At 64.8% G+C, this 21,344-nt stretch carries 18 protein-coding genes; 11 read left to right on the top strand and 7 right to left on the bottom strand.

What is annotated here, in order from left to right:
- The first annotated feature begins 304 nt into the window (after nucleotides 1-304).
- Entirely contained in the window at nucleotides 305-913 is a 609-nt protein-coding gene (locus P6U27_RS21070) for a hypothetical protein (protein WP_407192488.1), read from the top strand.
- Between the two features lie 74 nt (nucleotides 914-987).
- Here the strand turns inward: P6U27_RS21070 and P6U27_RS21065 are convergent, their stop codons facing one another.
- The 4 genes from P6U27_RS21065 to P6U27_RS21050 form a co-directional block, all read right to left on the bottom strand.
- Complete coding sequence (locus P6U27_RS21065) at nucleotides 988-2,463, bottom strand: FAD-binding oxidoreductase (RefSeq protein WP_407192487.1); 1,476 nt, start codon at nucleotides 2,461-2,463, stop codon at nucleotides 988-990.
- Nucleotides 2,464-2,714: 251 nt separating this feature from the next.
- Nucleotides 2,715-4,004 (bottom strand): MFS transporter, encoded by a 1,290-nt coding sequence (locus tag P6U27_RS21060; RefSeq protein WP_407192486.1) that lies wholly within the window; start codon nucleotides 4,002-4,004, stop codon nucleotides 2,715-2,717.
- Nucleotides 4,005-4,114: 110 nt separating this feature from the next.
- Nucleotides 4,115-5,311 (bottom strand): acetyl-CoA C-acyltransferase, encoded by a 1,197-nt coding sequence (locus P6U27_RS21055; RefSeq protein WP_407192485.1) that lies wholly within the window; start codon nucleotides 5,309-5,311, stop codon nucleotides 4,115-4,117.
- Nucleotides 5,312-5,634: 323 nt separating this feature from the next.
- Nucleotides 5,635-6,405, bottom strand: coding sequence for an enoyl-CoA hydratase (locus P6U27_RS21050; protein ID WP_407192484.1), 771 nt, complete (start codon nucleotides 6,403-6,405; stop codon nucleotides 5,635-5,637).
- A 155-nt stretch (nucleotides 6,406-6,560) separates the two neighbouring features.
- Here P6U27_RS21050 and P6U27_RS21045 point away from each other — a divergent pair, with 155 nt between their 5' ends.
- Complete coding sequence (locus P6U27_RS21045; RefSeq protein WP_407192483.1) at nucleotides 6,561-7,088, top strand: PaaI family thioesterase; 528 nt, start codon at nucleotides 6,561-6,563, stop codon at nucleotides 7,086-7,088.
- Between the two features lie 70 nt (nucleotides 7,089-7,158).
- Entirely contained in the window at nucleotides 7,159-7,779 is a 621-nt protein-coding gene (locus P6U27_RS21040; protein ID WP_122403718.1) for a TetR/AcrR family transcriptional regulator, read from the top strand.
- A gap of 121 nt (nucleotides 7,780-7,900) precedes the next feature.
- Here P6U27_RS21040 and P6U27_RS21035 read toward each other — a convergent pair whose 3' ends face one another.
- Nucleotides 7,901-8,809, bottom strand: a complete 909-nt coding sequence (locus P6U27_RS21035) for a LysR family transcriptional regulator (RefSeq protein WP_122403717.1) — start codon at nucleotides 8,807-8,809, stop codon at nucleotides 7,901-7,903.
- 102 nt (nucleotides 8,810-8,911) lie between these two features.
- On the opposite strand from P6U27_RS21035, the gene P6U27_RS21030 reads away from it, so the two are divergent.
- From P6U27_RS21030 to P6U27_RS20995, 8 genes are all read left to right on the top strand, one after another.
- The gene (locus P6U27_RS21030; protein WP_407192482.1) at nucleotides 8,912-10,408 is read left to right on the top strand and encodes a CoA-acylating methylmalonate-semialdehyde dehydrogenase; all 1,497 of its coding nucleotides are present in this window, start codon (nucleotides 8,912-8,914) and stop codon (nucleotides 10,406-10,408) included.
- A 122-nt stretch (nucleotides 10,409-10,530) separates the two neighbouring features.
- Complete coding sequence (locus tag P6U27_RS21025; RefSeq protein ID WP_407192481.1) at nucleotides 10,531-11,676, top strand: isobutyryl-CoA dehydrogenase; 1,146 nt, start codon at nucleotides 10,531-10,533, stop codon at nucleotides 11,674-11,676.
- Nucleotides 11,673-12,740, top strand: a complete 1,068-nt coding sequence (locus P6U27_RS21020; protein WP_407192480.1) for an enoyl-CoA hydratase/isomerase family protein — start codon at nucleotides 11,673-11,675, stop codon at nucleotides 12,738-12,740. The genes P6U27_RS21025 and P6U27_RS21020 overlap by 4 nt, the downstream gene beginning before the upstream one ends.
- A gap of 25 nt (nucleotides 12,741-12,765) precedes the next feature.
- Nucleotides 12,766-13,653, top strand: coding sequence for a 3-hydroxyisobutyrate dehydrogenase (mmsB, locus tag P6U27_RS21015; protein ID WP_407192479.1), 888 nt, complete (start codon nucleotides 12,766-12,768; stop codon nucleotides 13,651-13,653).
- Between the two features lie 129 nt (nucleotides 13,654-13,782).
- Nucleotides 13,783-15,501, top strand: coding sequence for an AMP-binding protein (locus P6U27_RS21010; RefSeq protein ID WP_407192478.1), 1,719 nt, complete (start codon nucleotides 13,783-13,785; stop codon nucleotides 15,499-15,501).
- Nucleotides 15,502-15,981 carry a MaoC family dehydratase gene (locus tag P6U27_RS21005; RefSeq protein ID WP_407192477.1) on the top strand — a complete coding sequence of 160 codons (480 nt, stop codon included), beginning with the start codon at nucleotides 15,502-15,504 and terminating at the stop codon, nucleotides 15,979-15,981. It begins immediately after the preceding gene.
- Nucleotides 15,982-16,209: 228 nt separating this feature from the next.
- Nucleotides 16,210-17,127: an SDR family NAD(P)-dependent oxidoreductase gene (locus tag P6U27_RS21000; protein WP_122403710.1), complete on the top strand. Its 918-nt coding sequence runs from the start codon at nucleotides 16,210-16,212 to the stop codon at nucleotides 17,125-17,127.
- A 38-nt stretch (nucleotides 17,128-17,165) separates the two neighbouring features.
- Complete coding sequence (locus P6U27_RS20995; protein ID WP_407194466.1) at nucleotides 17,166-18,341, top strand: TIGR03862 family flavoprotein; 1,176 nt, start codon at nucleotides 17,166-17,168, stop codon at nucleotides 18,339-18,341.
- 107 nt (nucleotides 18,342-18,448) lie between these two features.
- Here the strand turns inward: P6U27_RS20995 and P6U27_RS20990 are convergent, their stop codons facing one another.
- Together P6U27_RS20990 and P6U27_RS20985 are read right to left on the bottom strand one after the other, a co-directional pair.
- A complete protein-coding gene (locus P6U27_RS20990; RefSeq protein ID WP_407192476.1) occupies nucleotides 18,449-19,528 on the bottom strand; it encodes a D-TA family PLP-dependent enzyme in 1,080 nt (359 codons plus the stop codon).
- A 3-nt stretch (nucleotides 19,529-19,531) separates the two neighbouring features.
- A complete protein-coding gene (locus P6U27_RS20985) occupies nucleotides 19,532-21,343 on the bottom strand; it encodes an ABC-F family ATP-binding cassette domain-containing protein (protein WP_122403707.1) in 1,812 nt (603 codons plus the stop codon).
- Between the last annotated feature and the right edge of the window lies 1 nt (nucleotide 21,344).

Raw genomic sequence — 21,344 nt, 5'->3', positions numbered from 1 at the left:
CCCTTAATGCCGCTGCTGCAGGCATAGCCGCATTGTCATCGGGGACGAACCGGATATTGGCCAAGCAAGTGGCTCCGCAACGCTCCAAAATGCGAGCCGGGACTCGACTGCATGCAGCAGGTTTTTCGCGCGGGACGTGCATTCGCGCAATGCGTTTGAATCATGTCGGTCACTACGTGTAGACGCCGATGATCGCGGCACCGCGTCGCGCAAGCATTTTCAGCCGCTCTTTAGGCCCCATTTCAGCCAAACTGTTATTGGTTCCTCGCTGTCCGGGGCAGGGTCTCTCATTTGGAGTCCTGCAATGTTCAAGCGAGTATTTTCTGCGTGCTTCTTCGTTGTCTTAGGTTCTGTCGCTTCGGAAGCGCGGCCATATCGCGTTCATCAAGCTCCTGAATGCAATGTCACCATGCCCTGCGACTTCTCCTATTCGCAGACGCGACGCGAGCGGGCTTCCGCGTCCTCAACTTCCACGTCCTCACTAGCTTCTCGATCTTCGCTGATTTCCAGGTCCTCACTGCAAGCCTACCGCTCGACGCAACTGACGGTGACTGATGCCGGGGGCAGCGTTGCGCCGGCGGCCGTCTCCGGTGTCTCCAGCGCTCGCATTGTCGGTGGCCGTCCAGCCGGCTGCCCTTCCTCTTTCTGCGGCTGCGGCGCGGCTCTGCGCGTGTTCGGTCGTATCGTGCCGGAATTGAATCTTGCGTCCAACTGGCTGCGCTTTCCGCGGACATCGCCCGCACCAGGAATGGTTGCTGCGCGACGCGGTCACGTTTTCGTCCTCGAGCAGCACCTCGGAGGCGACGTCTGGCTGGCCTATGACGCCAACTCGGGCGGGCACGCGACGCGAATCCATGCGCGTTCATTGCAAGGGTATACGATCGTCAACCCGCGCGGCGGTTCGATGGCTTGAGGACAGCGGACCCCACTCTCGATAAGACGATGGACGGGTCGCAACATCTTCGCGACCCGCCCACGTAGCATGGATCACAGCCGCAGCACCTTGCCGGGATTCATGATGTTCTGCGGATCGAGCGCCCGCTTGATGGTGCGCATGATGTCGAGCTCGGTCTTCGAGCGATAGTGGCTGAGCTCGTCGAGCTTGTCGATGCCGATGCCGTGCTCCGCCGAGATCGAGCCGCCCATCGAGGTGATGAGATCGTTGACGGCCCGCGTGATGGCGCCCTTGTATTGAGCCAGCGTCTGCTGATCCATGCCCACCGGCCCCATGAACGAGAAATGCAGATTGCCGTCGCCGATGTGTCCGAGCGGGTAGGGCCTGATACTCGGGAGAATGTCGAGCACGGCCTTGGTGCCCTTGTCGATGAACTCCGGTATCCGGGAGATCGCCACCGAGACGTCGTAGCTCAGCCCAGGTCCTTCGGCCCGCGAGGCCTCGGCGACACCCTCCCGGATCCGCCACATGTTGCGCGACTTGCCGACCGTCTGAGCGATCGCGGCATCGAGCACCCGGCCAGCCTCGAGCTGGTCGGCGAGAAACTGCTCCAGCTTCTCGGCCATGCCCTCGGTCCCGTCCCGGCGTGGGCGTGCCGACGACCATTCGAGCAGGAGATACCATGGCGTCTCCGCCTTCAGCGGATCCTGGGTGCCGGGGATGTGGCGCAGCACCATATCGATCGCGCTACGGCTCATCAGCTCGCATGAACCGACATTGTCCTCGGACGCGCTGTGCGCTTCGGACAGGATCTCCAGCGCCGCGCGTGGATCCCGGATCGCCAGCCATGCGGTGCAGACGTCCTTCGGTGCCGGCCATAGCTTGAGCACCGCCTTGGTGATGATGCCCAGCGTGCCTTCGGCGCCCATGAACAGGTGCTTGAGGTCGTAGCCGGTGTTGTCCTTCTTGAGCGCGCGCAATCCGTCCCAGACCTGCCCGCTCGGCAGGACGACCTCGAGCCCCAGCACGAGGTTGCGGGCATTGCCATAGCGCAGCACCTGCACGCCGCCGGCGTTGGTCGAGAGGTTGCCGCCGATCATGCACGAACCCTGGGCGCCGAGACTGAGTGGCAGGAACCTGTCGTATTGGCTTGCTGTTTCCTGAAGCGTCTGCAGCACACAGCCGGCCTCGACCGTCATCGAATAGCCGACGGGATCGACGTCAAGCACGCGGTTCATCCGACCGAGCGACAACACGATGCCGGTGTGCGCAGGCCAGGGCGTCGCCCCGCCCATCAGGCCGGTGTTGCCACCTTGCGGCACGATCGCGATGCCGTGCTCATGACAGAGCCGGACCACCTTCGACACTTCCTCGGTGCTGGCAGGACGAACGACGGCGCCGGCACCGCCGACCAGCAATCCCCGCCAGTCCATCACGAACGGCTGCATGCCGTGTTCGTCCTCGATAAAACCCTTCCCGCCGACGATCGCGCGCAACGCATCGCGTATCTCGGAGGTCAAAGCAGCGGTCGGGATGATGGGATCGGAGGACAGGAAGGCAGCCGGCATTTGTTTCCTCTGGCGCATCTTGATGTGCACTGCGCACGTGACGTGCGGAGGTATTGTTCACGTTTTGGCCGGGGAGTCTAACGGGAATGTGGTTCGAGCTGGAAGTCGCTCTTTCCAATGCAGCTTGGGCATCTTGATGCTGTAAGCGGGCTTTGCGGCCGACATGACCGTAAAGTGCGGGCGACTGGTGCAACCGCAGTCTTGCGGATCGGTGACGCCGCGGTGTTCGGCGTCACCACCACGATCAGGTACTAAGCCGCCGCCGGCTGCAGTTTCGGCTGCCGTGACAGCGCCAGCACGATCAGGGCCGCGAACACGCAGAGCGCGCCGGCGATGAAGAACGCGGGCAGGTAGCTCTGGTAGACCGTCCGCGAGAAACCGGCGCCGAACGCGGCCGTGCCGGCACCGAGCTGATGGCCGGCGAAGATCCAGCCGAACACCAGATTGGCGCGCTCGGGGCCGAACTTTTGCGCGGTGAGGCGCACCGTCGGCGGCACCGTGGCGATCCAGTCGAGACCATAAAACATCGCGAAGACGGAGAGACCGTAGAACGAGAAATCGCTGAACGGCAGGAAGACCAGCGAGAGCCCGCGCAGACCGTAGTACCAGAACAGCAGCCAGCGATTGTCGTAGCGGTCCGACAGCCAGCCCGACATGATCGTGCCGAAGAAGTCGAAGATGCCCATCGCGGCCAGCAGGCTCGCCGCCTGCACCTGCGGGATGCCGAAATCGAGGCACATCGGAATCAGGTGCACCTGCACCAATCCATTGGTCGAGGCGCCGCAGACGAAGAAGGTTGCAAACAGGATCCAGAACGCCGTCGACTTCGAGGCGTCGCGCAGCGTGCCGAGCGCTACGGCCGTGATCGAGCCGTGGCTCGCGGGCGGGGCGGGCAGGGGCTCGGTGCCGTCGTCACCGAACGGGCGCAGACCGACGTCGCTCGGCCGGTCGCGCATCGCGAGCAGCACTGCGAGCGCGGACACGCCGAGCATGACGCAGACGAAGCCGAGCGCGAGCCGCCAGCCGAACCGTTCGGTCAGGCTTGCCAGCAGCGGCAGGAACACGAGCTGGCCGGTGGCGACGCTCGCCGTCATGATGCCGACGACAAGACCGCGCCTTGCTGCAAACCAGCGCGTGGCAATGGTCGCGCCGAGCACCAGCGCGGTCATGCCCGTGCCGATCCCGATCACCACGCCCCACAGGGCGATGAGCTGCCAGACCTCAGTCATGCCGAGTGAGAGCACGAGTGCCGAGACCACGATCAACTGGGCGGCCAGCGTGACATTGCGCAGGCCGTAGCGGTTGAGCAGGGCGGCCGCGAACGGCGCCATCAGCCCGAACAGGATGAAGCGGATCGACAGCGCGGAGGAGATCTCCGCCGTGCTCCAGCCGAACTCCTTCTGCAGGGGAACGATGAACACGCCGGGCGCCCCGACCGTGCCGGCGCTGATGAGCGCGGCGAGGAAGGTCACGCCGACCATCACCCAGCCGTAGTGGATGTTGCGGCGGGACAATGCTGCCGCGAGCCAGTTCGAGATCATTGGGCCTCATTGTTGTTGGCGGTCCATGCCGGATCCGCGTCATGCTTCCAATCTGGCATAAAGAAGGGAAGTCTGAAATGACAGACTTCCCTTAATTTCGGACATCGGTCCTAGTGCGCCAGCCGCTCCACCGCGATCGCTGTCGCTTCACCACCGCCGATGCAGAGCGCGGCGATACCGCGCTTGAGGTTCTGCGCCTCGAGCGCGTGCAGCAGCGTCACGATCAGCCGCGCGCCGGTCGCGCCGATGGGATGGCCGAGCGCGCACGCGCCGCCGTTGATGTTGAGCTTGTCGCGGGGAATGCCGAGATCGCGCTGCGCTGCCATCGCCACCACCGCGAAGGCCTCGTTGATCTCGAACAGGTCGACATCGGAGGCAGCCCAGCCGACCTTGTCCAGCAGCTTGCGGATCGCCGGGATCGGCGCCGTCGTGAACCATTGCGGCTCCTGACTGTGGGTGGCGTGGCCCTTGATCTCTGCGAGAACAGGCAGACCGTTGCGATCGGCCAGCGACCGTTTCGTCAGCACCAGCGCGGCAGCGCCGTCGGCATTGGCGGACGAGGCGGCCGGCGTGATGGTGCCGTTGGCGCGGAACGCCGGCTTCAGGCCGGGGATCTTGGCGGGATCGACCTTGAGCGGATGCTCGTCATTGGCGATCACGCGGGGACCCGCTTTCTCGGTGAGCGTGACCGGCGCGATCTCGGCCTTGAACGCGCCGCCCTCGACCGCCTTGCGCGCGCGGCTCAGCGTTTCCATTGCGTAAGCGTCCTGATCCTTGCGGGTGAACTGATAGGCCTCCGCGGTCGCCTCGCCGAAATCGCCCATGGAACGGCCGGTCTCATAGGCGTCCTCGAGGCCGTCCATCATCATGTGGTCGATGATACGGTCGTGGCCGACGCGATAGCCGCCGCGCGCCTTGGCCAGCAGATAGGGCGCGTTGCTCATGCTCTCCATGCCGCCGGAGACGACGATGTCGGCCGATCCCGCACGGATGATGTCGTGCGCCAGCATGGTCGCCTTCATGCCGGAGCCGCAGACCTTGTTGACCGTGGTGGCGCCAGTGGCATCGGGGAGACCGGCGCTGCGTGCCGCCTGCCGCGCCGGCGCCTGGCCTTGTCCGGCCGGCAGGACGCAGCCCATGAAGACCTCGTCGACCTTCTCGGGCGCGAGCTTGGCACGCTCCAGCGCCGCCCCAATCACGTGCGATCCGAGCTTGTGCGCAGGAAGCGGTGACAGTTCGCCCATGAAGCGACCGAGCGGGGTGCGTGCGGCGGAGACGATGACGACGGGATCGGCGGCTTCGGCCATGATGGAACTCCCTGGCGATGGCGAGGTAGGATTACGGTCATCATATGATGCGGCGCAAAAATTGCAATCGCGCGAAGGATGAGAAAATGTCGTGGTCCGGATGAGATTTGGTCGTGCGATTTGAGAAGCGTATCGACGCCGGCGCTTCGGCATGAGCGTAGCCGTCGCCTCACACTCCGCTGTCATTGCCCGCGAAGGCGGGCAATCCAGTACTCCAGAGGCCATCGTGTTAAGCCGAGACGCCGCGGCGTACTGGACGCCCCGTCAAGCCGGGGGCATGACACCTCTAGCTTGGAGGGAGCCTCTTCACTCCAGGACCAAGGCTACCGCTTCCGGTTCACGAAGGCCTGCATCAGCCGCGTCGGCTCGTCCGTCAAGAACGATTCGCCGAACACCTTCACGCTCAGATTCACCGATTCCGTCAGCGGCAGTTCTTCCCACTGCCGCAGCAGTGCCTTCTGCGAGCGCAGCGCCTCAGGGCCGCAGGCGAGCAGCGCCTTCACGACATGCTCCACCTCGGCATCCAGCTCGCCGGGCGCGGCGACCTTGTCGACCAGGCCCCAGGCCAGCGCGGTCGGAGCATCGATGTTCTCCGCCGTCATCACCAGCCACCGCGCGCGGGCCCAGCCGATCAGGCGGGGCAAGAGCGCCGCATGGATTACCGAGGGAATGCCGACGCGCACCTCGGGCATGCCGAAATGCGCATCATGTGCAGCGATCCGGACGTCGCAGGCCGCCGCCACTTCGAGCCCGCCACCGAGGCACCAGCCGGGCATGCGCGCGATGACCGGGGCAGGGAACTGGCGGACCGCCTCGCAGAGATCGCGCAGGCGGCTGATGAAGGCCTCGGCCGATTTCTGGCCGAGCTTCGCCATCTCCTTGATATCCGCCCCCCCGATCATGCTCTTCTCGCTCTCGCCGCGCAGCACCACGACGCGGATGCTGCGGTCGGAGCTGAGCTGCTGGAGGCCTTCGCGCACGGCGTCGATCACCGGCGAGCCGAGAATGTTCAGCGAGCCGGCGTTGCAGATTGCGACATGGACGACGCCACGCGCATCGCGCGTCACGCCGCAGTGGTGGTTGAGCATTTCCATCGTGGTATCTCGAAAGGCTTTCGTGGACGCGCAAGCTGCCCTGGTCGGGATCACTTCCGAGCCCAAACGACCGGTTTGTCAAGCGGGCGGTAGGGCGGAGTTGCTAACGCGAAATCCGTTGCATAGTATGATATATATCATACAAAGGGGTAGCCATGGCGAACATCGATCAACTCGACCTGTTTTCACCGGCCCAGCGGCGCGAGCGCGTGGTGAATTGGCAGGTGCCTGCGCCGGTTGCGAGAGTTGTCATGGGGCTGTCGGGCATGGACGCGATGCTGGGGATTCGCGACGGTCGTCTGCCGCCGCCGCCCTTCGCGAAACTGATCGGGTTCACCATGGCCGTGGTCGAGCCGAGCCGGATCGTCATGGAACTGGAGCCGCGCGAGGATCTCGAAAACACCATCGGTCTGCTCCACGGCGCGACCGCAGCGGCGCTGCTCGATACGGCCATGGGATGTGCACTCTCGACCCGGCTCGAGGCCGGGCAAAGCTCGGTGACCCTCGATTTAAAGCTGACCTACTTGCGCCCACTGTCGGTTCGATCCGGGCTGATCTCGGCCGAAGGCAAGATCGTCAAGCTGGGCCGCCAGACCAGCTACACTGAAGGCTTCGTCCGCGACGGTAAGGGAGCCCTCGCGGTGCATGCAACTGCAACCTTCTCCATGATCGGCAACAACTAAACATGAATTAATGCACCGTTCGGGTGGCTTTCGTGTTATGAGATGATCTCCGACATTCAATGAGATCCGCATGCGCTATTCCCGGGAACACAAGCAGGAAACCCACGATCGGATCGTGAAGAAGGCCTCCGTGCGGCTGCGCGAGAAGGGCGCCCACGGCATCGGCGTCGCCGACCTCATGAAGGAGGCGGGCCTGACCCATGGCGGCTTCTACGCGCATTTCGATTCCCGGGAGGCGCTGGTGATCGAGGCCTTTGGCTATGCCATGGACCGCTCGATGGAGCACTGGCGCAAGCTCGCGGGCGAGGCCGCTCCTGAAAAGCGGCTGGCGCTGATTGCGGAGAGCTACCTCTCAACGCTGCACCGCGACAATCCCGGCCATGGCTGCTCGATCCCCTCGCTTGGCGCCGAGATTGCCCGCGAGAGCCCAAAGACGCGCAAGGCCTTCGCCGGCAAGCTCGACGAGATGATCGAGATGATGACCGACTACATCCCGAACATGCCGCGCAAGGCCGCCCGTAAGCAGGCCATCGCGACGCTGGCCACGATGGCCGGCACCGTGCTGCTGGCGCGCATTGCCGGCTCCAGCGAACTGTCCGACGAGGTGCTGAAGGCGGGCCGGGACAGCGCGCTCGATGGCGCAAAGCGCGAGCCGAAGGCGACTGCCGCGAAGAAGGCGAAGCAGGGTTAGCGGGATGCCGTAGGGCGCGCAGAGGCACTTGCGCCGTGCCCACCGTCTCTCCACGATGTCAGCAGAAGGGGGGGTGGGCACGCTATGAGTCGCGCGTTCGCGTGTCTCATCGCTCTCCTACTCACCTTCCCGCAAACAGCGTCCGTTCGCGCTCGACAATCTCCGAGATGTAATCCGCCACGGCCCTGATCCGCGCGAGGTCCTTGCTGTCGGCGTGCATCAGCATCCAGAACGTGCGGGTGATCGAGATCTCCTCCGGCAGCACGCCCCTGAGCTGCGGATAATCGCTCGCCATGAAATGCGGCAGCACGGCGATGCCGAAGCCCGAGAGCGTGGCGTTGAGCTGAGCAATCAGATTGGCGCTGCGAAAGCGCGCGGAGATTCGCGGCGACACCTGCGGCAGATAGTCGAGCTCCGGCGTGAACAAGAGTTCCTCGATGTAACCGACGAAGCGGTGCTGCACCAAATCCTGCCGGGAGATGATCTCAGGGAAGCGGTCGAGATAGGCGGGGGCGGCATAGAGCCCGAGGCGGTAGTCGAGCAGCTTGCGGCCGACGATGCGGCCTTCCTTCGGCATGGTCAGGCTGATGGCGATATCGGCCTCGCGCTTGGAGAGACTGAATAACCGCGCGGTGGCCACAAGTTGCAGATCGAGATCGGGATACCGGTCGGCGAACGGTGCCAGCCGCGGCGCGAGGAAGGCGGTGCCGAAGCCATCAGGGGCGCCGATCCGCACCGTGCCGGTCAGCCGCGCCACGGAGCCGCCGACCTGCTCCTGGTTGGCGACGATGGTCGATTCCATGGCTTCCGCGCTGTCGGCGACGCGCTGACCGGCCTCGGTGAGGAGGTAGCCGGTCTTGCGCCGATCAAACAGCTTGGCGGAGAGGTGCTTCTCCAGCCGGTCGACGCGCCGGATCACCGTGGCATGATCGACCCCGAGCTGTTTTGCCGCAGCCGACACCGAGCCGCCCCGCACGATGGCCAGCACGAAGCGGAAGTCGTCCCAGTCGATAGCGCCTTGATCCAGCATTTTCGCACATCTATGGTGCATTATCTCAGACTTGAATCCTATAAAATGCAGGTCAATAGGATTTGTCAAAGCGACCACGCTCGGCCTGAAGGAGATCATTCCATGCGCTCAATCGGACATTTCATCGGTGGCAAGGAGGTCAAGGGCACCTCGGGCCGCACCGCCGACGTCTTCGAGCCGATGACCGGTGACGTCCAGGCCAAGGTGGCGCTGGCGTCCAAGGCCGAGGTCCGCGCCGCCGTCGAGAACGCGCGCGCAGCACAGCCCGAATGGGCCGCGACCAACCCGCAGCGTCGCGCCCGCGTCATGATGCGATTCCTGGAGCTGATCCAGCGCGACTACGACAAGCTCGCCGAGTTGCTCGCGCGTGAGCACGGCAAGACCGTGCCCGACGCCAAGGGCGATATCCAGCGCGGCCTTGAAGTGGTCGAGTTCGCCTGCGGCATCCCGCATCTGATGAAGGGCGAGTACACCGAAGGAGCCGGACCCGGCATCGACATCTATTCGATGCGCCAGCCGCTCGGTGTCGTCGCCGGCATCACGCCCTTCAACTTCCCGGCGATGATTCCGATGTGGAAGTTCGCCCCCGCGATCGCCTGCGGCAACGCCTTCATCCTCAAGCCGTCCGAGCGCGATCCCGGCGTGCCGATGAAGCTCGCCGAGCTGATGATCGAGGCGGGCCTGCCGGCCGGCATCCTCAACGTCGTCAATGGCGACAAGGAGGCGGTCGACGCCATCCTCGACGATCCCGACGTCAAGGCCGTCGGCTTCGTCGGCTCGACGCCGATCGCGCAGTACATCTATGAGCGGGCAGCCCAGACCGGCAAGCGCTGCCAGTGCTTCGGCGGCGCCAAGAACCACGCCATCGTCATGCCTGACGCCGACATGGACCAGGCGGTCGACGCGTTGATCGGCGCTGGCTACGGCTCGGCCGGCGAGCGCTGCATGGCCGTCTCGGTCGCGGTGCCCGTCGGCAAGTCCACCGCCGACCGCCTGATGGAGAAGCTGATCCCGCGCGTCGAGTCGCTCAAGATCGGGACCTCGATCGATCCGTCGGCCGATTACGGTCCGCTGGTGACGCGCGAGGCGGTCGAGAAGGTGAAGAGCTACATTGACCTCGGCATCAAGGAGGGCGCGACGCTCGCGGTCGACGGCCGCGGCTTCAAGATGCAGGGCTACGAGAACGGCTTCTATCTCGGCGGCTCGCTGTTCGACAACGTCACCAAGGACATGCGGATCTACAAGGAAGAGATCTTCGGCCCCGTGCTCTCGGTCGTGCGCGCGCACGACTACAAGGAAGCGCTGGCGCTGCCGTCGGATCATGACTACGGCAACGGCGTTGCCATCTTCACCCGCGACGGCGATGCCGCGCGCGACTTCGCGGCCAAGGTGAACGTCGGCATGGTCGGCATCAACGTGCCGATCCCGGTGCCGATCGCCTATTACACCTTCGGCGGCTGGAAGAAGTCCGGATTCGGTGATCTCAATCAGCACGGTCCGGACTCGGTCCGCTTCTATACCAAGACCAAGACGGTGACCTCGCGCTGGCCGTCCGGCGTCAAGGAAGGCGCGGAGTTCTCGATCCCGCTGATGAAGTAATCTCCTCAGCCGTCATTGCGAGGAGCCCTTGCGACGAAGCAATCCAGACTATCTCTGCGGAGGGATGCTGGATTGCTTCGCTGCGCTCGCAATGACGATGGAGTGAAAGGGTAAGCGGCAGCATGCAATTCGCTCTGAACGAGGATCAGGTCGCGGTTCGCGACATGGCGTTGGCGTTTGCGGCGGAGAAGATCGCGCCGCATGCGCTGCGCTGGGACGAGGAGAAGCATTTTCCCGTCGACGTCATGCGCGAGGCGGCGACCCTCGGCATGGGCGGCATCTACATCCGCGAGGATGTCGGCGGCTCCGCCATGACGCGGTTCGACGCGGCACTGATTTTCGAGGCGCTGGCGACGGGCTGCCCGACCACCTCGGCCTTCATCTCCATCCACAACATGGCGAGCTGGATGATCGATGCCTTCGGCAGCGAGACCCAGCGCCACACATGGCTGCCGAAACTCTGCACGATGGAGCTGATCGCAAGCTACTGCCTGACCGAGCCGGGCGCCGGCTCGGATGCGGCGGCTTTGCGCACCCGCGCAGTGCGCGACGGCGATCACTACGTCCTCAACGGCCAGAAGCAGTTCATCTCGGGCGCCGGCGGCACCGACCTCCTGGTCGTGATGGTGCGCACCGGCGGCGATGGCCCCGGCGGCATCTCGACCCTTGTCATCGATGGCAAGACGCCGGGCGTATCCTTCGGCGCAAATGAGCGAAAGATGGGCTGGAACGCGCAGCCGACCCGCGCGGTGATGTTCGAGAATGCCCGCGTACCCGTCGCCAATCGCTTGAGCGAGGAGGGCACAGGCTTCAAGATCGCCATGGCCGGCCTCGACGGCGGCCGCCTCAACATCACGGCGTGCTCGCTCGGCGGCGCGCAGACCGCACTCGACAAGGCGCGCGCCTACATGAAGGAGCGCAAGGCGTTTGGAAAGCGGCTCGACGAATTCCAGGCCTTGCAATTCCGCCTCGCTGACATGGCAATCGAGCTGGAGGCCGCGCGTACCTTCCTGTGGCGCGCTGCCGCGGCGCTCGACCGCAAGGACCCCGACGCCACCATGCTGTGCGCCATGGCAAAGCGTTTCGGCACCGATATCGGCTTCGAGGTCGCCAACCACGCCCTGCAGCTTCACGGCGGCTACGGGTATCTCAGCGAATACGGCATCGAGAAGATCGTGCGCGATCTGCGCGTGCACCAGATCCTCGAAGGCACCAATGAAATCATGCGGCTCATAGTGGCGCGCAAACTGATCGAGGGCGCGCGATGAGTTCAGCGGAAGGGGGCGATCTGGTCGCCCGCGTCGAGGGTTCGGCCGGCATCATCAGGCTCAACCGTCCCAAGGCGATCAATGCCGTGACGCTCGAGATGTTTCGCGATATCGACAAGGCGCTCGACCGCTTCGAGGCCGATCCCGCCGTCAGCGTGATCCTGCTCGAAGGCGCCGGCGAACGCGGCCTCTGCGCCGGCGGCGACATCCGCACGCTCTGGGAGAGTTCGAAGGTCAATGGCGATCTCGGCAAGATCCTGTGGCGCGAGGAGTACATCCTCAATGCCAGGATCAAGAAGTTTCCGAAGCCGTATGTCGCCTTCATGGACGGCATCGTGATGGGCGGCGGCGTCGGGCTTTCCGCCCATGCCAGCCACCGTGTAGTCACGGATCGAACGAAGCTGGCGATGCCCGAGGTCGGTCTCGGCTTCTTCCCCGACGTCGGCGGCACCTATCTGCTGTCGCATTCGCCGGGCGAGATCGGCACCTATTTCGGCCTGACCGGCCAGACCATGAACGGGCCGGACGCGATCCACGCGAGGTTCGCGGACTGGGTTGTGCCGGCTGTGAAGCTGCCGGAGCTGCGCGAGGCGCTAACGAAACTGGGCTCCGGTGCAACCGCCGCCGACGTCGGTCAGCTCATCAACGGCTTTGCAACCGGCGAGACCGCAGGGCCGGTCGCGGCGAAGCAGCGTGCGATCGATGCATTGTTCGGCTTCGACCGCATGGAGGACATTTTCGCGGCGCTCAAGCGCGACGGCTCCGACTTCGCGCAGGCCGCGCTGAAGACGCTCAACGAAAAATCGCCGCGCGGCATGGTGGTGACGCTGAAGCTGCTGCGCCTCGCGCGCAAATCGTCGAGCCTGGAAGAATGTCTGGTGCGCGAATACCGCGCAGCGCTGGAAGTGTTTCGGAGCGACGATTTCCGCGAAGGCGTGCGTGCCGCCGTGATCGACAAGGACCGCAACCCGACCTGGTCGCCGCCGCGGATCGAAGATGTCACGCCGGAGATGCTTGCGCCCTATCTCGCCGAGATCGGCGCGGACGAATTGAAGTTCAACTAACAACGCGACAGCGGAGGAAACGACAATGGCCACGATCGCATTCATCGGTCTCGGCAACATGGGCGGCCCGATGGCGGCCAACTTGGTCAAGGCCGGCCACAAGGTGGTGGCGTTCGACCTGATCGAAGCCTCGCGCAATCAGGCCAGGGCCGATGGCGCCAGCATTGCCGACAGTGCGCCCGCCGCGGTGAAGGGCGCCGATGTCGTCGTCACCATGCTCCCCGCGGGCAAGCACGTGCTCGGTGTGTGGAATGAGGTCGTGCCCGTCATGACCAAGGGGACGCTCATCATCGACAGCTCCACCATCGACGTCGAAAGCGCGCGGGCCGCGCATGCGCTCGCCGCCAAGCACGGCGTGCTCTCGATCGATGCGCCGGTCTCCGGCGGCACCGGCGGCGCCAAGGGCGCAACGCTTACCTTCATGTGCGGCGGCGAGGAGAAGGCTTTTGCCGCGGCCAAGCCGGTGCTGGAAAACATGGGCAAGAAGATCGTGCATTGCGGCGGCGCCGGTGCCGGCCAGGCCGCCAAGATCTGCAACAACATGATCCTCGGCATCTCCATGATCGCAGTCAGCGAAGCTTTTGCGCTCGGCGAAAAGCTTGGCCTTTCGCACCAGGCGCTGTTCGATGTCGCTTCGACCTCGTCCGGCCAGTGCTGGTCGCTGACGACCTATTGCCCGGTGCCGGGCCCGGTGCCGACCTCGCCGGCCAACAACGACTACAAGCCGGGCTTTGCCTCGGCGCTGATGGTGAAGGACTTGACCCTGGCGCAGGACGCAGCGAAGGCCGCCGGCGCTGCTACGCCGCTCGGCAAGCATGCGCAGGAGATCTATCAGTCTTTCGACGCAGCCGGCCATGGTGGGGTGGATTTTTCCGGAATTATCAAGCACGTTCGCAGCCTCGCTGGAAAATAGCGGGGCTTCGTAGCCCGGATGGAGCGAAGCGAAATCCGGGACAGCTGCTTCCAATTGGCTTAGCAGCCTGCGGATTGCGCTTCGCTCCATCCGGGCTACGCTCGAACATCATTTCGACGGGCCCGGACCATGACGACATTTCAGGAAGCGCGCGCGTTTCTGCTCGATCACCGCACGGACTATGAGGCAGCGGTCAAAGGCTTCCGCTGGCCCGATCCGGCTCCGTTCAACTGGGCCCTGGACTGGTTCGACGCCGAACTGGCGACGAATGCGGACAGCAAGGACCGCCCCGCACTCTGGATCGTCGACGCCGCGCAGGACCGGCAGACAAAATTGTCCTTCGCTGCGCTCTCGAAGCGCTCCAACCAGGTCGCCAACTTTCTCCGCGCGCAGGGTTTGAAGCGCGGCGATCATCTCCTGTTGCTGCTCGGCAACGTGGTTCCCCTGTGGGAGACGATGCTCGCCGCGATGAAGCTCGGCGTGGTCGTCATTCCCGCGACGACGTTGCTCACCGCCGACGAGCTGCGTGACCGGCTCGATCGCGGCAAGGCGAAGGCGGTGGTGGCTGCCGAGGATCAGGTCGCAAAATTTGCGAGCCTTGGTGCCGAGAATACCGTGCGCATCGTGGTCGGCGCAGCCTCGGGCGGTTGGCTTGCGTATGACGAGGCGGCAAAGGCTTCCGAAAGTTTTGCGCCGGACGGTCCGACTAATGCCGACGACCCAATGCTGCTCTATTTCACCTCGGGCACGACGGCGAAATCAAAACTGGTGCGGCACAGCCAGCGCAGCTATCCGGTCGGTCATCTCTCGACGATGTACTGGATTGGATTGAAACCCGGCGACATCCATCTCAACATCTCCTCACCCGGCTGGGCCAAGCACGCCTGGAGCTGTTTCTTTGCGCCGTGGAACGCGGGCGCGACCGTGTTCGTGGTCAACCAGCCGCGCTTCGACGCCAAGGCGCTGCTCGCCACCATCGGCCGCTGCGGCCTCACCACGCTGTGTGCGCCCCCGACGGTGTGGCGGCTGTTCATCCAGGAGAACCTTGCTTCGTTCAAGGTCGCCTTGCGCGAGGTCTGCGGCGCCGGCGAACCGCTCAACCCTGAAGTGATCGACCAGGTGCAGGCAGCCTGGGGCCTCACCATCCGCGACGGATACGGCCAGACGGAAACGACCGCACTGGCCGGCAACTCGCCGGGTCAGCAGATCAAGATCGGCTCGATGGGCCGGCCACTACCTGGCTATCGCGTGCAGATCAGCGATGCCGACGGCCATCCGGCGAAGGAAGGCGAGGTGACGCTGGTGCTGGGCCCCGATCGCCCCGCGGGCTTGATGCAGGGCTATCAGGGCGACGATGGCAAATTGTCCGGGGCAGAGGGCGCGCTCTATCGTAGCGGCGACGTGGTGTTCGCGGACGAGGACGGCTATCTCACCTTCGTCGGCCGCTCCGACGACGTGTTCAAATCCTCCGACTATCGAATCAGCCCGTTCGAACTGGAAAGCGTACTGCTCGAGCATGAACTGGTCGCGGAAGCAGCGGTGGTGCCGAGCCCGGATCCGATCCGGCTCGCGATTCCGAAGGCTTTCGTGCTGCTGACCTCGGGCGCGGAATGTTCGCCGGAGACCGCGCTGTCGATCTTCAAGCACCTGCACACGCGCCTCGCGCCGTTCAAGCGCATCCGCCGCCTGGAAATCGTCACCGAGCTGCCGAAGACGATCTCTGGCAAAATCCGCCGTGTGCAGCTACGACGGCTCGAACGCGACAATGATCGTAACGATCCGCTGCGCGGCCGGGAATTCCGCGAGGAGGATTTTCCGGAGCTGGCGAAAACTCGGAGTGAGACTTAAGTGAACGAAGTCTGGAAGAAGCCGCCGATTGCCCTGGATGCCTATCAGGCCATGGTCGGCAAGGAGATCGGCGTGTCGTCGTGGCACCTGATCGATCAGCCCCGTATCGACACCTACGCCGACGTGATCGAGGATCACCAGTTCATCCACGTCGATCCGGAACGCGCGAAGAAGGAAACCGCCTTCGGCACCACGATCGCGCACGGTTTTCTGACGATGTCGCTGCTGTCGATCATGTCCTATGAGGTGATGCCTGTGATTGCGGGCACCACGATGGGCGTGAATTACGGCTTCGACAAGCTGCGCTTCATCTCGCCGGTGCGTTCGGGCAAGCGCGTCCGCGGCCGCTTCGTGCTGGCCGAAGCCAAGCTGCGCAAGCCGAATGAATTGCAGTCCCGCACCAACGTCACCGTGGAGATCGAAGGCGAGGACAAGCCGGCGCTCGTCGCCGACTGGCTCGGCCTGATCTATTTCGCGTAGGCTCGAGGCGTCGTTGCCGGCCTTGACCCGGCAACCCATCGCTGGTCAAAAGGCAACCCAGAGCGGGGTTTCCCCTCGCCCCTTGTGGGAGAGGGTGCCTCGCGGAACGCGAGGCGGGTGAGGGGTCTCTCTCCGCGAGCGCATCTGTAGAGAGAGACCCCTCATCCGGCGCTTCGCGCCGCCTTCTCCCACAAGGGCAGAAGGTAAGAAGAATAGAGACCCTTACTCATGGCAATCAGGTTCGACGGACGCGTCGCCATCGTCACCGGCGCGGGCAATGGTCTCGGCAAGGCGCACGCCCTGGGTCTCGCCAGTCGCGGCGCCAGGGTCGTCGTCAACGATTTCGGCGGCGCGCGCGACGGCACCGGCGGCTCGTTGTCGCCTGCGGAGGCCGTGGTCGAGGAGATCCGAAAGGCCGGCGGTACCGCGATGGCGGACGGTGCCGACGTCTCCAATTTCGAGCAGGTCGCCGCGATGGTCGAGCGCGCCACCAGGGAGTGGGGCAGCGTCGATTTGCTGTGTGCCAATGCCGGCATCCTGCGCGACAAGTCGTTCGGCAAGATGGAAGCGGCTGATTTCCAGAAGGTGCTCGACGTGCATCTCGTCGGTACCTTCTATTGCTGCAAGGCGGTCTGGGCCGGCATGCGCGACCGCAATTACGGTCGCATCGTGCTGACCACGTCGTCCTCCGGCCTCTACGGTAATTTCGGCCAGGCCAATTACGGCGCGGCGAAATCGGGCATGGTCGGCCTGATGAACGTGCTGGCCGAAGAAGGCCGCAAGAACAACATCCGGGTCAACATCATCTCGCCGACGGCGGCGACCCGCATGACCGAAGAGCTGCTGCCGCCGCAGGCGCTGCAACTGATGAAGCCCAACGCGATCACGCCCGCGGTCGAGTACATGCTGAGCGAGGATGCGCCCACCCGCACCATCATGGGCGCAGGCGCCGGCTCCTTCGCCGTGATCAAGATTTTGGAGAGCGAAGGCATCAACCTGCCGGAGAGCGAGTGGACGCCGGACGCGATCGCCGCACATTTCGCCGAGATCAGCGACATGTCGAAGGCAAAGGCGCTGCAGGGCGCGTTCGAGCAGACGCAGAAATATGTAGCGCAGGCCGCGGCGCGGGCGGGGATCAAGCTCTGACCGACGTCGCCGTCATCGGTGCCGGTCCCGCCGGGCTGATGGCGGCGGAGGTGCTTGCGTTAGGCGGCGCGCGCGTTACCGTCTACGACGCGATGCCGTCCGCCGGCCGCAAATTCCTGATGGCCGGCCGCGGCGGGCTCAATCTCACCCACAGTGAGCCGCTGCCGCAGTTCATGACGCGTTATCGCGAGATGGCACTGAGGCTGCAAGCCGCAATCGAGGCGTTCCCGCCGGATGCGCTGCGTGCCTGGAGCGAGGCGCTGGGCGAGCCGACTTTCGTTGGCACCAGCGGGCGGGTGTTTCCCAGGGCGTTCAAGGCGTCTCCGCTGCTGCGGGCCTGGCTGCGGCGGCTCGATACCGCCGGCGTCCGGTTCGCCCTTCGTCATCGCTGGAGCGGTTGGGATGGCGAGGGGCGGCTGCGGTTCCAAGCGCGCGATGGGATGCTTGCCATCGCGGCCGACGCCACCGTGCTGGCGCTCGGTGGCGCCAGCTGGCCACGCCTGGGCTCGGATGGTAGCTGGGCGATGATCCTGGCCGACAAAGGTATCTCGGTCTCCCCGCTGCGGCCTGCCAATTGCGGCTTTACCATCGCATGGTCCGATGTTTTTCGCGCGCGTTTCGAGGGCCAGCCGCTCAAGGGCATTGCGCTGAGCTTCGGTCCGCACAGGCTTCGTGGCGAAGCGATCGTCACGCAGGCCGGCATCGAGGGCGGCGCGATCTATGCGCTGTCGGCCGAACTGCGGGAGGCTATCGCGGTGAACGGCGAAGCGCTGCTGCATATTGCTCTGCGCCCCGATGTCGATCAAGCCGAGCTCGTCAAGCGTCTGTCGCCATCGCGCGGCAAGCAATCGTTCTCCAACTTCCTGCGCAAGGCGGCGCAGCTGTCGCCCGTCGCCGTCGGGCTGCTGCAGGAGGCTGTGATCGGTGCGGGACAGTCGCCGTCGGCAATGTCGCCCGAGCGATTGGCCGAGCTCATCAACGCCGTGCCGATCAAGCTCACCGGCGTGGCGCCAATCGCGCGCGCGATATCGAGCGCCGGCGGCCTCTCGTTCGACGAAGTCGACGCGGATTACATGATCCGCAAGCTGCCAGGCGTATTCGCCGCCGGCGAGATGCTGGACTGGGAGGCACCGACCGGCGGGTATCTGCTCCAGGCGTCGTTTGCGACCGGTGTCGCCGCGGGCAGGGGCGTGCTGGAGTGGCTCAAGCGCTAACCACCGTCATTGCGAGCGCAGCGAAGCATTCAGAATCCCTCCGCGGAGGTAATCTGGATTGCTTCGTCGCTTTGCTCCTCGCAATGACGGTCGAGAGCGAAGCGCTCCTACCTCAACTTCCCCCGCGCTGCCACCGGCAGTGTGCCGATGATCTCCTCGCCGCGCACCATGACCACTTCGTCCATCATGTTGACGACGACGCAGACATGGTTCGGCACGATGCGGACGACGTCGCCGACATTCGGGCGGGTGTTGCTGCGGGACAAATCGAGGAAACCGTGCTCCTCGGCGAACTTCGCGATCTTGGCCTCGGGATGTTCGAGGATCAGGCCATGGCCGTCGAGGCCGCCGGTATCCGTGGTCAGTGTCTTCGAGCCGGCGTCGAGAATGCCGCGCTCGGGCGCGGCGCGGCTCACCACCGTCGAATAGATGTGCAGTGCGCAATCGTCCCAGCTGGCGACGCCGGCCGCGACCTGCATGCGGTCGTTGTAGATGTAGGTGCCGAAGCGATGCTCGGTGCCCCCCTTGAGCTTGCCGATGTTGACGAGGTTCGGCGTGCCGCCGGTCGAAACGATCTTTGCGTCCAGCCCATGTGCGCGCACGCCGGCCAGCGCCTCGTCGAAAAATTTCTGCGCGTCGCTCCAGCCGGTCTCGGTCGGATAAAGCATGAAGCCGGCGAACTGCAGCCCCTTGGACGCGGCGATCTCGCGCGCCAGCGCGACCGCTTCGGCCGGCGTCTCGACTCCGGCGCGCTTGCGGCCCGTGTCGCATTCGACGACAACCGAAAGTGGACGGCCCGATGCTGCAGTTGCCTTGGGTAATCCCGCCACGACGGTGGAATTGTCGGCAGCGACCGTCATGTTCGCCTTCGCCTGCAACGCGCCGAGGCGCGCCATCTTTTCGTCGCCGAGAAGGTTGTAGCTGATCAGGATGTCGTCGATGCCGGCATTCGCCATGATCTCGGCCTCGCCGAGCTTCTGGCAGGTGATGCCCTTGGCGCCGGCCGCGACCTGCATCTTGGCGATGGTCGGGTTCTTGTGCGTCTTGATGTGGGGGCGGTTGGCGATGCCGGCGTCATCACAGGCCTTCTGGATGCGCGCGATGTTGCGTTCGACCCTGTCCATGTCGATGACGGCACAGGGCGTGCCGTATTCGCGGGCGATTTTTGCGGCGAGGGGGGTGGTCATGATCTAAGCCTGCTCTATTTCTTCGCGAAGCATTTCAAGTTCGAGCCAACGCTCTTCGGCGGCTGACAGTTCTTCATGCGCCTTGGCGATGGCAGCGGAGGTGTCGTCGAATTTCTGGCGATCCTTGGCGTAGAGATTGGGATCGTCCAGCACGCGCTGCAACTTGGCAATATCGGCCTGAAGCGTTTCCATCTTCTTCGGCAACGTTTCCAGCGCGTGCTTCTCATTGAAGCTCAGCTTCCGCTTCGGCGCCGACACTGGAGCAACGGTGCGCTCCTCTTTCTTCTCCGCGACCGGTTGCGCCTTGGCGGTCTCGCGCTTCAGGTCCGCACCGCGCTGGCTCAGCATGTCGCTGTAGCCGCCGGCATACTCGATCCATTTGCCATTGCCCTCGGGCGCGATCACGGAGGTGACGACGCGGTCGAGAAAGTCGCGGTCATGGCTGATCAGGATGACGGTGCCCTCGTAGTCCCCGAGCATCTCCTCGAGCACATCGAGGGTATCGAGATCGAGATCGTTGGTCGGCTCGTCCAGCACCAGGAGGTTCGACGGTTTTGCCAGCGCGCGGGCCAGCATCAGCCGGCCGCGCTCACCGCCGGAGAGCACCTCGAGCGGCGTGCCGCGCTGCTCCTGCGCGAACAGGAAGTCCTTCATGTAGCCGACGACATGCTTCGGCTTGCCGCCGACCATGACATGATCGCCGCGGCCGCCCGTCAGCGCTTCGGCCAGCGTCGATTTGGGATCGAGGCTTTCGCGGTGCTGATCGAGCGTTGCCATCTCCAGATTGGCGCCAAGCCGCACCGTCCCAGAGTCCGGCTGCAGGCCGCCGGTGAGTAAGTTGACCAGCGTTGTCTTGCCGGCGCCGTTCGGCCCGATGATGCCGAGCCGGTCGCCGCGCTGGATGCGGGTCGAAAAGTTCTCGACGATCTTCCGCTCGCCATAGGCCTTGCTGATGCCCTTGGCCTCGATCACCAGCTTGCCGGATTGCTCCGCTTCCGCCGCCGCCAGATTGGCGCTGCCGGAGGTGCCACGATAGTTACGGCGCTGGGCGCGCAGCGCGTGCAGATTGGCGAGGCGCTTGACGTTGCGCTTGCGCCGTCCGGAGACGCCGTGGCGCAGCCAGTGCTCCTCGTCGACGATCTTGCGGTCGAGCTTGTGCTGGTCGCGCTCTTCTTCGGCCAGCACCTCGTCGCGCCAGGTCTCGAACGAGGCGAAGCCGCGATCGATCTGCTTGATCCTGCCGCGATCGAGCCATGCGGTCGAGCGCGAGAGATTGGTGAGGAAGCGGCGGTCGTGGCTGATCAAGACCAGCGCGCTACGGCGGCTGTCGAGCTCCTGCTCCAGCCACTCGATGGTGGAGAGGTCGAGATGGTTGGTGGGCTCGTCCAGCAGCAATATGTCGGGTGAGGGCGCCAGCACGCAGGCGAGCGCGGCGCGACGCGCCTCGCCGCCGGAGAGATCGTGCGGGTTCTCGTCGCCGGTGAGGCCAAGCTGCTCGAGGAGATAGCGGGCCTGGTGATGGTCGTCGCCCGGTGCAAGGCCGGACTCGACATAAGCAAGCGTGGTCTTGTGCTCGCCGAAGTCAGGCTCCTGCGGCAAATAGCGGACGGTCGCGCCGGGCTGCACGAAGCGCGTGCCGGAATCGGGCTCGACGAGGCCGGCTGCGATCTTGAGCAGCGTCGATTTACCCGAGCCGTTGCGGCCGATCAGGCAGACGCGCTCGCCTGGCGCGACGTTGAGCTCGACGCCCGACAGCAGCGGCGTGCCGCCAAAGGTCAGCCTGATGTCTTTCAGTTGGATCAGCGGGGGCGCCATC

Origin of the sequence: Bradyrhizobium sp. STM 3566 (genome assembly GCF_045571445.1) — a bacterium.
Classification (GTDB): Bacteria; Pseudomonadota; Alphaproteobacteria; order Rhizobiales; family Xanthobacteraceae; genus Bradyrhizobium; species Bradyrhizobium vignae.
The sequence above is the reverse complement of the archived record's forward strand: the minus strand, read 5'-3'. Positions and strand labels throughout refer to the sequence as shown.

Excerpts from the sequence above, each read along its gene's own strand:
- P6U27_RS21040 (WP_122403718.1), top strand. The coding sequence starts at position 7,159 with ATGCGCTATTCCCGGGAACACAAGCAGGAAACCCACGATCGGATCGTG.
- P6U27_RS21020 (WP_407192480.1), top strand. The coding sequence starts at position 11,673 with ATGAGTTCAGCGGAAGGGGGCGATCTGGTCGCCCGCGTCGAGGGTTCG.
- P6U27_RS21000 (WP_122403710.1), top strand. The coding sequence starts at position 16,210 with ATGGCAATCAGGTTCGACGGACGCGTCGCCATCGTCACCGGCGCGGGC.
- P6U27_RS20990 (WP_407192476.1), bottom strand. The coding sequence starts at position 19,528 with ATGACCACCCCCCTCGCCGCAAAAATCGCCCGCGAATACGGCACGCCC.
- P6U27_RS21060 (WP_407192486.1), bottom strand. The coding sequence starts at position 4,004 with ATGATCTCGAACTGGCTCGCGGCAGCATTGTCCCGCCGCAACATCCAC.
- P6U27_RS20995 (WP_407194466.1), top strand. The coding sequence starts at position 17,166 with ATGGCGGCGGAGGTGCTTGCGTTAGGCGGCGCGCGCGTTACCGTCTAC.
- P6U27_RS21065 (WP_407192487.1), bottom strand. The coding sequence starts at position 2,463 with ATGCCGGCTGCCTTCCTGTCCTCCGATCCCATCATCCCGACCGCTGCT.
- mmsB (WP_407192479.1), top strand. The coding sequence starts at position 12,766 with ATGGCCACGATCGCATTCATCGGTCTCGGCAACATGGGCGGCCCGATG.
- P6U27_RS21055 (WP_407192485.1), bottom strand. The coding sequence starts at position 5,311 with ATGGCCGAAGCCGCCGATCCCGTCGTCATCGTCTCCGCCGCACGCACC.
- P6U27_RS21045 (WP_407192483.1), top strand. The coding sequence starts at position 6,561 with ATGGCGAACATCGATCAACTCGACCTGTTTTCACCGGCCCAGCGGCGC.
- P6U27_RS21070 (WP_407192488.1), top strand. The coding sequence starts at position 305 with ATGTTCAAGCGAGTATTTTCTGCGTGCTTCTTCGTTGTCTTAGGTTCT.
- P6U27_RS21025 (WP_407192481.1), top strand. The coding sequence starts at position 10,531 with ATGCAATTCGCTCTGAACGAGGATCAGGTCGCGGTTCGCGACATGGCG.
- P6U27_RS21030 (WP_407192482.1), top strand. The coding sequence starts at position 8,912 with ATGCGCTCAATCGGACATTTCATCGGTGGCAAGGAGGTCAAGGGCACC.
- P6U27_RS20985 (WP_122403707.1), bottom strand. The coding sequence starts at position 21,343 with ATGGCGCCCCCGCTGATCCAACTGAAAGACATCAGGCTGACCTTTGGC.
- P6U27_RS21035 (WP_122403717.1), bottom strand. The coding sequence starts at position 8,809 with ATGCTGGATCAAGGCGCTATCGACTGGGACGACTTCCGCTTCGTGCTG.
- P6U27_RS21010 (WP_407192478.1), top strand. The coding sequence starts at position 13,783 with ATGACGACATTTCAGGAAGCGCGCGCGTTTCTGCTCGATCACCGCACG.
- P6U27_RS21050 (WP_407192484.1), bottom strand. The coding sequence starts at position 6,405 with ATGGAAATGCTCAACCACCACTGCGGCGTGACGCGCGATGCGCGTGGC.